Raw genomic sequence first — 11,180 nt, 5'->3', positions numbered from 1 at the left:
GATAGCTTTGAAGGTTTCACCGCGCTCTAAACCTAATTGGATATCATTACGGTCTGAAAGGGTAAGGTGTTTATGTTTGGTCATAGTAGGCCTCATTTCTATCACAAACGTCTCACACTTAATTCCATCATAAAAATCCGTTTTAGACTAATTTCCACTTTGGTCAGACAAGTGGAAGTTACTTTGAGAAGTTTTCGTTTGTAAAAAAATTGAAAAAATCAAGTCATTTCTATTGACAATCAAGCTGAAAGTGATATACTAAAACAGTAGTTTCGCTGATTTACTTCAAACCTGTTGTGAGGTAAGTTAACGATGCCTTAACCACGCTGTTTGCTGAGCTTGACTCCGGGCAGTGTGGCTATTTTTTTGCACTAGTGAGAGGAAACAAGGCATGGCAAATCACATTGTATTATTTGAACCCCAAATTCCACAAAATACGGGTAATATTGCTCGTACCTGCGCAGCAACGAATGCGCCCCTTCATATTATTAAACCGATGGGCTTTCCTATCGATGACCGTAAGATGAAGCGAGCAGGTCTAGATTATTGGGACAAGCTTGAGATTCATTTTTATGATAGTTTGGCTAATTTTATGGAAAAAATGGATGGTCAGCTCTACTTGATTTCCAAGTTTGCAGAAAAAGTCTATTCAGATGCAGATTTCACGACAGAAGGAGATCATTATTTTCTTTTTGGGAGAGAAGATAAGGGCTTGCCTGAGGAATTTATGCGTGAGCATCCAGAAAAAGCTCTCCGCATTCCCATGAATGATGAGCATGTTCGAAGTCTCAATGTTTCAAATACAGTTTGTATGATTGTCTATGAAGCACTTCGTCAACAAAACTTTGCGGGTCTCGAACTGGTTCACACTTACGAAACAGATAAGTTGAAATAAAAATAGTTACAACCGACAAAAAGCTTGCAAGCGCAAGTTTTTTTTGTTATCATAAAAGGGTCTTCAGGGCTGGGTGAGATTCCCGACCGGCGGTGACTTTTACTCGGAAATGTTCTTTTCCTTTTATACTTTGTTGCCAAGCTTTGCCTAACCAAAAGTTATGCCTACAGCTTGTCGCCTAGTCTAAAAGAAAAATCTCCATTTCCTTACTCTAAAATAAGTCCGCGAGCGCAAGCTGATGTGGTGAGATTCCACAACCGACAGTATAGTCTGGATGGGAGAAGACGAAAGAATGGCTTTGTCTATTCTAATTGATTTTTTATAGGTAAATCGCAACCGCTTGCTAAAAAAAGAGTGAGGGGGAACTTTTGGAATATAAAAATAAAGGATAGATAGAGGAATCCTTTCCAACTTCTTCTGATTTTATAGAAAATTGGAGGAACCTGTTATGACAAACACACGTCGACTTTCGACCATTGCAATTTTATCAGCACTTTCATTTGTGTTGATGTACTTTGACTTTCCGCTTCTACCTGCGGCATCCTTTTTGAGGATTGAGTTCAGTATTTTACCGGTCCTTGTGGGCTTGGTAGTCTTGGATTTACCAGCAGCTTTTGGGGTACTATTCCTTCGTTCCTTGTTGAAAATCCTTCTGAACAATCAAGGGGTTAGTACCTATATTGGTTTACCGATGAATATTGTTGCCTTGGGAGTCTTTGTACTTGCTTTTGGTTTGATTTGGAAAAAAGAGCGAACAACCATGCGTTTCGTCCTAGCTTCACTAGCTGGTACGCTTGGTTTGACTCTAGCTATGCTAGTTCTAAACTATGTTTATGCTGTTCCTTTGTACGCTAAGTTTGCTAATTTTGATATTGAGAAAATCTTAGGATTGAGCAACTACCTGATGACTATGGTTTTGCCTTTTAATCTGATTGAAGGTATTATCTTTGCCATCTCTTTCTGGTTGTTGTTTGTCCTTTTGAAACCAACTTTAAAATACTATGAAAGATAAACAAACATTTATGATGAAGGGCTCTTTTGCCCTTTTACTTTTTATGATTATTGGCTATATTGTCAAATTTTATCCAGAAATGCTGGTCGGTTTTGATCAGCCAATTCAGACTGCCATTAGAGGTGATTTGCCTGAGACCTTAACGCTTCTTTTTCGGGCAATTACGCACTTAATTGATATCCCAGTCATTATTAGCTGGGTTTTAATTGTAGCTTTTATATTTTATCGTAAGCAATGGAAGATGGAAAGTTATCTCATGCTGGGGAATTTGACTTTAGCTGGAATCTTAATCGTAACTTTTAAAAATATCTACCAAAGACCACGGCCAGAAATTTTACACTTGGTAGAAGAAAAAGGTTTTTCTTTTCCAAGCGGACATTCTCTGGCAGTAACGATTATGGTTGGAACTTTGATTGTGATTTTGAGCCAACGGATTAAAAATACAGTCTGGAGAAAAATCGTTCAAATCTTGCTAAGTTTATACATCGTCAGTGTATTGGTATCAAGAATTTATCTGGGAGTTCACTACCCGTCAGATGTGATTGCCAGCCTTTGTGTAGGCCTAGGAGTTTTGTTTATGGAGTTTCCCTTCTATGACAAGCTCCGCTTCCAATGGCGATTTAAAGGCAAGCAGAAGTGAGTATCAAAATCTCTTGAGGAGGAAGAAATGGAAGTCAACATAAAAGATCTTCATCCGAGTCAACTATACTTATCAGAAAAGAAATTACAAGATATCCAGATGTTTTATCAATCGGTAGAAAAGCACAATCTTAATCCAATCAGTGTTCTTACATTTGGAGATTATTTGTTGATTACAGACGGGCATCACAGGGCTTATCAGGCTTTATTGATAGGCCAGAATACGATTTCTGCTGAGTGGGATAGAGATGGAGGTGATGAACTCTATCATCTCTATGCGCAAGCTTGTGAGAAAAGAAAGATATACTCTGTTCTGGACTTAAAAGATCATATCTTACCTCAAGATGAGTATGAAGCAAAATGGTATAACTGGTGTGATGGGTTTAATCAAGCAGCGGAGCTAGTATTAGGATTAGAAAATGATGACAAAAATCATTCAGATAGATGATTCCTTGCGTCTAGTTCCCTATTTTTTAGCAGATCATCATGATGCAGCTTTGGCCTGGTATCAAGATGTGGATTTGGTGGAACTTGTAGACGGTATTAGAATATCTTATAGTCCGGAAAAATTAAATGCCATGTATTCCTATTTAGAAAGACACGGGGATTTGTTCTGGATTGAGTTTCGAGAAAAGGGAGAGTGGCTTCCAATTGGGGATGTCACCTTATCTCAGGAGAATCTTCCTATTGTGATTGGCAATCCAACTTATCAACATCAGGGACTTGGACGCAAGGTTTTGAAGGCTTTGATTGATCTAGCTCGTCAAAAGGGTTGGAAACAATTGAAAGTTCAAGAAATCTACACTTTCAATCGGATTTCTAGAAGATGTTTTGAGTCTCTTGGATTTGTGGAAAGTGGTACTACTGAAAATGGAGTGAGTTTTGTACTGACTTTGATTGAATGAATTCATTCCATCGTGATAGAAGATTCTAAAGATTGATTTCACCAAAAAATTGTAACAGAAAGAAATATCAAAAATAAAAATTTCTCTTGCATTTTTTAAAAAATAGTGTATAATAGATGGGTATGTGTAAAGCATACTTGTGGGAGGTAAAAATCTCTAAATTACCGCCAAAACCACAAAGGAGGATTTAAAAATGGCTAAAAAAGTCGAAAAACTTGTAAAATTGCAAATCCCTGCTGGTAAAGCTACACCAGCTCCACCGGTTGGACCTGCTCTTGGTCAAGCTGGTATCAACATCATGGGATTCACAAAAGAGTTCAACGCTCGTACTGCTGATCAAGCTGGTATGATCATTCCAGTTGTTATCTCAGTATACGAAGACAAATCATTTACTTTCGTTACAAAAACACCACCAGCTGCTGTTCTTTTGAAAAAAGCTGCAGGTGTTGAAAAAGGATCAGGTACACCTAACAAAACTAAAGTTGCTACAGTTACTCGTGCGCAAGTACAAGAAATTGCAGAAACTAAGATGCCAGATTTGAACGCTGCAAACATTGAGTCTGCAATGCGTATGATCGAAGGTACTGCTCGTTCTATGGGATTCACTGTTGTTGACTAATCAATAACATCCCTATATAACCCGCAAGACTTCATCATTTCGAGAAGTGACGTGGGAGATGAAAATCGATTGAACCACTTACAAGGAGAATAGAAAATGGCTAAAAAAAGCAAACAACTTCGTGCTGCTCTTGAGAAGATCGACAGCACAAAAGCATACAGCGTAGAAGAAGCTGTAGCTCTTGCAAAAGAAACTAACTTCGCAAAATTTGACGCAACTGTAGAAGTTGCTTACAACTTGAACATCGACGTTAAAAAAGCTGACCAACAAATCCGTGGAGCAATGGTATTGCCAAACGGTACTGGTAAAACAGCTCGCGTTCTTGTATTTGCACGTGGTGCAAAAGCTGAAGAAGCTAAAGCTGCTGGTGCAGACTTCGTTGGTGAAGATGACCTTGTTGCTAAAATCAGCGACGGTTGGTTGGACTTCGACGTAGTTATCGCTACACCTGATATGATGGCTCTTGTTGGACGTCTTGGACGTGTCCTTGGACCACGTAACTTGATGCCAAACCCTAAAACTGGTACTGTAACAATGGATGTTGCTAAAGCAGTTGAAGAGTCTAAAGGTGGTAAAATCACTTACCGTGCAGACCGTGCAGGTATCGTACAAGCCATCATCGGTAAAGTTTCATTTGAAGCTGACAAGTTGGTTGAAAACTTCAAAGCATTCAACGAAACAATCCAAAAAGCTAAACCAGCTACTGCTAAAGGAACTTACGTAACGAGCTTGACAATCACAACTACTCAAGGTGTTGGTATCAAGGTTGACGTTAACTCACTTTAATTAGTAATGATTGAACATAAAAGGTTGAAGACAAGTTTGTCTCAACCTTTTTTCTATTAAAAAAATAAAAATACGTATAAACTTTCTAATCTATTTGATATTGTAAAGTATCTAGATAGAAAATTCAGAAAATTTGCTCTTTTCCCTTGAAAATTTTTGAAAAAATGGTATCATAGTAACAAGCTATTTTTAAGAGAAGAGAAAGGGGAACGATGGAGAAAATCATTTTAGACTCACCTAAGTCGGGATCGGATCTTGTTTTGGAAACACTTCGTGACTTAGGAATCGATACGATTTTTGGTTATCCTGGTGGAGCGGTACTTCCTTTATATGATGCTATTTATAATTTTAAGGGAATCCGCCATATTCTAGGTCGCCATGAGCAGGGCTGTCTTCACGAAGCTGAAGGTTATGCTAAGTCAACAGGAAAACTGGGTGTTGCAGTCGTCACAAGCGGACCAGGAGCTACAAATGCCATTACAGGGATCGCAGATGCTATGAGCGATAGTGTTCCCCTTTTAGTCTTTACTGGCCAAGTAGCACGTGCTGGAATTGGGAAAGATGCTTTTCAAGAAGCTGATATCGTTGGTATCACCATGCCAATCACTAAGTATAATTATCAGGTTCGAGAAACTGCGGATATTCCACGGATTATTACGGAAGCTGTGCATATTGCGACTACAGGTCGTCCAGGGCCAGTCGTCATTGACCTACCAAAAGATGTTTCTGCGCTTGAGACAGACTTTATTTACTCTCCAGAGATAGATTTACCAAGTTATCAGCCAACACTTGAGCCAAATGATATGCAGATCAAGAAAATCTTGAAGCAATTGTCTAAGGCTAAAAAACCAGTCTTGCTAGCTGGGGGTGGAATTAGTTACGCTGAGGCTGCAGCAGAGTTAAATGAATTTGCAGAGCGTTATCAAATTCCTGTTGTTACCAGTCTTTTGGGACAGGGAACAATTGCAACTAGCCATCCACTATTTTTGGGAATGGGTGGAATGCACGGTTCCTTTGCAGCTAATATCGCAATGACTGAGGCTGATTTTATGATTTCTATTGGTTGTCGTTTTGATGACCGTTTGACAGGAAATCCTAAGACTTTTGCTAAAAATGCAAAAGTAGCGCATATAGATATCGATCCTGCAGAAATTGGTAAGATTATCGCAGTTGATATTCCGGTTGTTGGTGATGCGAAAAAGGCCTTGCAGCAGTTGCTAGCTGAGCCAATTGTTCGTAACAATACTGAAAAGTGGATTGAAAAAGTTACAAAAGATAAGAATCGTGTTCGTTCATATGATAAGAAAGAACGAGTTGTACAACCCCAAGCAGTTATTGAACGCATCGGTGAGTTGACCAAGGGTGATGCTATTGTTGTAACAGACGTTGGGCAACACCAAATGTGGACGGCTCAATACTATCCTTACCAAAACGAGCGTCAATTGGTAACATCAGGTGGTCTAGGAACCATGGGCTTCGGAGTTCCTGCAGCTATTGGTGCTAAGATTGCCAATCCAGATAAAGAAGTTGTTCTCTTTGTCGGAGATGGTGGATTCCAGATGACCAATCAGGAATTAGCAATCTTAAACATTTACAAGATTCCAATCAAGGTCATCATGCTTAACAACCACTCACTTGGAATGGTTCGCCAGTGGCAAGAAGCCTTCTATGATGGTCGAACTTCAGAGTCGGTATTTGAAACCTTGCCAGACTTTCAATTGATGGCTCAAGCCTATGGAATTAAGAATTATAAGTTCGATAATCCTGAAACTCTTGAGAAGGATTTGGAAGTCATAATGGAAGATGTACCAATGTTTATTGAAGTAGACATTTCTCGTAAAGAACATGTTTTACCGATGGTACCAGCTGGTAAGAGTAATCATGAGATGTTGGGGGTGAAGTTTAATGCGTAGAATGTTAACAGCCAAACTTCAAAACCGTTCAGGTGTTCTCAATCGCTTCACAGGAGTCTTATCGAGACGTCAAGTCAATATCGAAAGCATTTCTGTTGGCGCAACGGAAAATCCTAATGTATCACGAATTACCATTATCATTGATGTTGCCTCACATGATGAAGTGGAGCAAATCATCAAACAACTTAATCGTCAGATTGATGTGATTCGCATTCGTGATATCACGGATCAACCCCACTTAGAACGAGAAGTGATTCTTATAAAGGTTTCAGCTCCTGCTGAAAAACGTGCAGAAATTTTGGCTATTATCCAGCCTTTCCGTGCAACAGTAGTCGATGTAGCTCCAAGTTCCATTACCATTCAGATGACTGGGAATGCAGAAAAGAGTGAAGCCTTAATTCGAGTGATTCGACCATATGGTATTAAGAATATCGCTCGTACGGGTGCAACTGGATTTACCCGCGACTAAAAATCCAACCTCAATTTGTTAAACTAGCCTAATAGGCAATAAAAATAGAAAAGAGAGAAAAAACTATGGCAGTTCAAATGGAATACGAAAAAGATGTAAAAGTAGCAGCACTTGACGGTAAAAAAATCGCCGTTATCGGTTATGGTTCACAAGGTCATGCTCACGCTCAAAACTTGCGTGATTCAGGTCGTGATGTGATCATCGGTGTACGCTCAGGTAAATCTTTTGACAAAGCAAAAGAAGATGGTTTTGATACATACACAGTAGCAGAAGCAACTAAGTTGGCTGATGTTATCATGATCTTGGCTCCAGACGAAATCCAACAAGAATTGTACGAAACAGAAATTGCTCCAAACTTGGAAGCTGGAAATGCTGTTGGTTTTGCACATGGTTTCAACATCCACTTCGAATTCATCAAAGTTCCTGCAGATGTTGATGTCTTTATGTGTGCTCCTAAAGGACCAGGACACTTGGTACGTCGTACTTACGAAGAAGGATTTGGTGTTCCAGCGCTTTACGCTGTCTACCAAGATGCAACAGGAAATGCTAAAGACATCGCTATGGACTGGTGTAAAGGTGTTGGTGCAGCTCGTGTAGGTCTTCTTGAAACAACTTACAAAGAAGAAACTGAAGAAGATTTGTTTGGTGAACAAGCAGTACTTTGTGGTGGTTTGACTGCCCTTATCGAAGCTGGTTTTGAAGTCTTGACAGAAGCTGGTTATGCTCCAGAATTGGCTTACTTTGAAGTTCTTCACGAAATGAAATTGATCGTTGACTTGATCTACGAAGGTGGATTCAAGAAAATGCGTCAATCAATTTCAAACACTGCTGAATATGGTGACTATGTTTCAGGTCCACGTGTAATCACTGAACAAGTCAAAGAAAACATGAAAGCAGTTCTTGCGGACATCCAAAATGGTAAATTCGCCAACGACTTTGTAAACGACTACAAAGCTGGACGTCCAAAATTGACTGCCTACCGTGAACAAGCAGCTAACCTTGAAATTGAAAAAGTTGGTGCAGAATTGCGTAAAGCAATGCCATTTGTCGGTAAAAACGACGATGATGCATTCAAGATCTACAACTAATTTTTAAGAATATAAACAGAAGGCGAGTTGGGGGGAACCTAACTCGTTTTTTATCTTGAAAACTCATCGAGGAGGAGATTATGCTAAGTGCAAAAGATGTGGTGAAAGCCCACAAGGTTTTGAGTGGTGTAGTAGCCAATACGCCACTTGACTACGATCATTATTTATCCGAAAAATACGGAGCGAAAATTTATCTTAAAAAGGAAAATGCTCAACGTGTCCGTTCTTTTAAAATTCGTGGGGCTTATTACGCAATTTCCCAATTGACAAAAGAGGAACGTGAACGTGGTGTAGTGTGTGCTTCAGCGGGAAATCACGCTCAAGGAGTTGCCTACACATGTAATGAGATGAAGATTCCTGCAACAATCTTTATGCCAATTACGACACCTCAACAGAAAATTGGTCAGGTTCGTTTCTTTGGAGGAGATTTTGTAACCATTAAATTAGTAGGGGATACTTTTGATGCTTCAGCCAAGGCTGCTCAAGACTTTACCGTAGCTGAAAATCGTACTTTTATTGATCCCTTTGATGATCCCTATGTTCAAGCTGGTCAGGGTACGGTAGCCTATGAAATTTTAGAAGAAGCTCGTAAAGAATCTATTGAATTTGATACTGTCTTGGTACCTGTTGGAGGCGGAGGTCTCATTTCAGGTGTTTCTACTTATATTAAAGAGACAAATCCTCAGATTGAGGTCATTGGAGTAGAGGCTGAAGGTGCTCGTTCGATGAAGGCTGCCTTTGAAACTGGAGGACCGGTTAAACTTAAAGAAATTGATAAGTTTGCGGATGGAATTGCCGTGCAAAAGGTAGGGCAGTTGACCTATGAAGCAACACGCAAACATGTAGAAACTCTTATCGGTGTAGATGAAGGCTTGATTTCTGAGACCTTAATTGATCTCTACTCTAAACAAGGTATCGTAGCAGAACCTGCGGGTGCTGCTAGTGTTGCAGCTCTAGAAGTATTATCCGATTATATTAAAGGCAAGACCATTTGTTGTATCATTTCTGGAGGGAATAATGACATCAACCGTATGCCAGAGATGGAAGAGCGTGCCTTGATTTATGATGGTATCAAGCATTACTTTGTAGTGAATTTCCCACAACGTCCGGGAGCACTTCGAGAGTTTGTAAATGATATCTTAGGACCTCATGATGATATTACTCGTTTTGAATATATCAAACGAGCTAGCAAGGGAACTGGTCCAGTACTAATAGGGATTGCACTTGCTGATAAACATGATTATGCGGGATTGATTCATCGAATGGAAAAATTTGACCCGTCTTATATTAACTTGAATGGGAATGAGACCCTATATAATATGCTTGTTTAATATGCTATGAAATTTTTATCATATTATTTGCCTAACCTATTTACTAGTGCTATAATGTAAGTGAAGAAAGGGGGAGATTCCCATGGTTTTAAAAGTTATACTTGTTCTAATTATTCTAATGCTTATTGTAGGAGCTATATTAATGAGCTCAATCTATGTTGTTCGACAACAATCAGTAGCTATCATTGAACGATTTGGTAAGTATCAAAAATTGAGCAATAGTGGTATTCACCTAAGAGCACCATTTGGGATTGATAAAATTGCAGCTCGTGTACAACTGCGTCTCTTGCAAAGTGAAATCGTTGTGGAAACCAAGACTCAAGATAACGTATTTGTGACGATGAATGTTGCAACACAGTACCGAGTAAATGAGCAAAATGTTACAGATGCTTACTATAAACTAATGAGACCTGAGGCTCAAATCAAATCTTATATTGAAGACGCATTGCGCTCATCAGTTCCTAAGTTAACTTTGGATGAATTGTTTGAGAAAAAGGATGAAATTGCATTAGAAGTTCAAAAACAAGTAGCGGAAGAAATGTCAACGTATGGGTACATTATCGTCAAAACGCTCATTACCAAAGTAGAGCCGGATGCGGAAGTCAAGCAATCGATGAATGAAATCAATGCTGCTCAACGTAAGAGAGTAGCAGCACAAGAATTGGCCGAAGCAGATAAAATTAAGATCGTAACAGCGGCCGAAGCAGAGGCAGAAAAGGATCGCTTACATGGTGTGGGGATCGCAGAGCAACGAAAAGCAATTGTTGATGGACTTGCTGATTCTATTAAAGAGTTAAAAGGAGCCAATGTTGAATTAACTGAAGAGCAAATCATGTCAATCTTGTTAACTAACCAGTATTTAGATACATTGAATAATTTTGCAGAAAAACAAGGTAATAATACAATTTTCTTACCAGCAAATCCTAACGGAGTTGAAGATATACGAACCCATATATTATCGGCTTTAAAAGCCAAGTAAACTAAATCTTAACGTCTTATTTGATTGGATATATGTTTTTTTATTGACAAATGCCATAAAAACGTATACAATTAAATATCGTAAAGAATAAAATAGGAGAAAAACATGGCTAAGACTAACTTTGAAAAAGTAGAATCAGTTGTTAGCTGGGTTCGTGATAAGAAGATCACTGGTTATCGTATTTCTAAAGAAACGAATGCACGTGAAATGTCTATCATTGCTCTAGCTCAAGGACGTGCAAAAGTTAAAAATATTTCCTTTGAAACAGCCCTTGGATTAATTGATTTCTATGAAAAAAATCATGAAAAATTTGAAGATTAATCTTTGGATACAAGCAGACTCTAATTAGGGTCTGCTTTTATTTATGGAATGGAGAAATAGCCATGCTATGACCTGCTCAACAAATCTATTTGTTAGAATAGACTTCCTGCGAAATAAAAATATGATACAATAAAACTATGAATTATGAATCAAGTAAACTATTAACTGATGCACGCTTTAAGCGCCTTGTTGGTGTTCAGCGCACTACTTTTGAAGAGATGTT

14 protein-coding genes, 1 pseudogene and 1 riboswitch are annotated in these 11,180 nt (G+C 38.9%); of the genes and pseudogenes, 14 read left to right on the top strand and 1 reads right to left on the bottom strand.

The window, feature by feature from the left end; translation table 11 throughout:
* Nucleotides 1-84 (bottom strand): helix-turn-helix domain-containing protein (locus tag QM450_RS10280; protein ID WP_414320534.1); only part of this gene is annotated, 84 nt, incomplete at its 3' end.
* Between the two features lie 307 nt (nt 85-391).
* Between QM450_RS10280 and QM450_RS10275 the strand changes: the two genes are divergently transcribed.
* The 14 genes and pseudogenes from QM450_RS10275 to QM450_RS10210 all read left to right on the top strand — a co-directional run.
* Nucleotides 392-895 carry a tRNA (cytidine(34)-2'-O)-methyltransferase gene (locus QM450_RS10275; protein WP_414320532.1) on the top strand — a complete coding sequence of 168 codons (504 nt, stop codon included), beginning with the start codon at nt 392-394 and terminating at the stop codon, nt 893-895.
* A 55-nt stretch (nt 896-950) separates the two neighbouring features.
* Nucleotides 951-1,185: riboswitch (FMN riboswitch) on the top strand.
* 158 nt (nt 1,186-1,343) lie between these two features.
* The gene (locus QM450_RS10270; RefSeq protein ID WP_000185852.1) at nt 1,344-1,907 is read left to right on the top strand and encodes an ECF transporter S component; all 564 of its coding nucleotides are present in this window, start codon (nt 1,344-1,346) and stop codon (nt 1,905-1,907) included.
* A complete protein-coding gene (locus tag QM450_RS10265; protein ID WP_373114927.1) occupies nt 1,897-2,547 on the top strand; it encodes a phosphatase PAP2 family protein in 651 nt (216 codons plus the stop codon). The genes QM450_RS10270 and QM450_RS10265 overlap by 11 nt, the downstream gene beginning before the upstream one ends.
* Before the next feature lie 27 nt (nt 2,548-2,574).
* Nucleotides 2,575-2,994 (top strand): chromosome partitioning protein ParB, encoded by a 420-nt coding sequence (locus QM450_RS10260; RefSeq protein ID WP_414320531.1) that lies wholly within the window; start codon nt 2,575-2,577, stop codon nt 2,992-2,994.
* On the top strand, nt 2,969-3,451 hold the full coding sequence (locus QM450_RS10255; RefSeq protein ID WP_414320533.1) for a GNAT family N-acetyltransferase: 483 nt from the start codon (nt 2,969-2,971) through the stop codon (nt 3,449-3,451). Before QM450_RS10260 ends, QM450_RS10255 begins: the two co-directional genes overlap by 26 nt.
* A gap of 193 nt (nt 3,452-3,644) precedes the next feature.
* Nucleotides 3,645-4,070, top strand: coding sequence for a 50S ribosomal protein L11 (gene rplK / locus QM450_RS10250; RefSeq protein WP_001085808.1), 426 nt, complete (start codon nt 3,645-3,647; stop codon nt 4,068-4,070).
* A 96-nt stretch (nt 4,071-4,166) separates the two neighbouring features.
* The gene (gene rplA / locus QM450_RS10245; protein ID WP_414320530.1) at nt 4,167-4,856 is read left to right on the top strand and encodes a 50S ribosomal protein L1; all 690 of its coding nucleotides are present in this window, start codon (nt 4,167-4,169) and stop codon (nt 4,854-4,856) included.
* Nucleotides 4,857-5,068: 212 nt separating this feature from the next.
* Complete coding sequence (locus tag QM450_RS10240) at nt 5,069-6,769, top strand: acetolactate synthase large subunit (protein WP_248034654.1); 1,701 nt, start codon at nt 5,069-5,071, stop codon at nt 6,767-6,769.
* The gene (ilvN, locus tag QM450_RS10235) at nt 6,762-7,238 is read left to right on the top strand and encodes an acetolactate synthase small subunit (protein ID WP_001253809.1); all 477 of its coding nucleotides are present in this window, start codon (nt 6,762-6,764) and stop codon (nt 7,236-7,238) included. The genes QM450_RS10240 and ilvN overlap by 8 nt, the downstream gene beginning before the upstream one ends.
* A gap of 65 nt (nt 7,239-7,303) precedes the next feature.
* Nucleotides 7,304-8,326: a ketol-acid reductoisomerase gene (gene ilvC, locus QM450_RS10230; protein ID WP_414320529.1), complete on the top strand. Its 1,023-nt coding sequence runs from the start codon at nt 7,304-7,306 to the stop codon at nt 8,324-8,326.
* A gap of 80 nt (nt 8,327-8,406) precedes the next feature.
* Entirely contained in the window at nt 8,407-9,657 is a 1,251-nt protein-coding gene (gene ilvA / locus QM450_RS10225; protein ID WP_414320528.1) for a threonine ammonia-lyase IlvA, read from the top strand.
* An 82-nt stretch (nt 9,658-9,739) separates the two neighbouring features.
* Nucleotides 9,740-10,636 (top strand): SPFH domain-containing protein, encoded by an 897-nt coding sequence (locus QM450_RS10220; protein ID WP_000243418.1) that lies wholly within the window; start codon nt 9,740-9,742, stop codon nt 10,634-10,636.
* A gap of 105 nt (nt 10,637-10,741) precedes the next feature.
* Entirely contained in the window at nt 10,742-10,957 is a 216-nt protein-coding gene (locus QM450_RS10215; protein WP_001140700.1) for a hypothetical protein, read from the top strand.
* A 137-nt stretch (nt 10,958-11,094) separates the two neighbouring features.
* A pseudogene (locus tag QM450_RS10210) lies at nt 11,095-11,180 on the top strand (IS5/IS1182 family transposase); the annotation flags it as partial.

Source organism: Streptococcus infantis (assembly GCF_047464615.1).
Classification (GTDB): Bacteria; Bacillota; Bacilli; order Lactobacillales; family Streptococcaceae; genus Streptococcus; species Streptococcus infantis_Y.
This window is presented reverse-complemented; position numbering and strand designations above follow the sequence as displayed.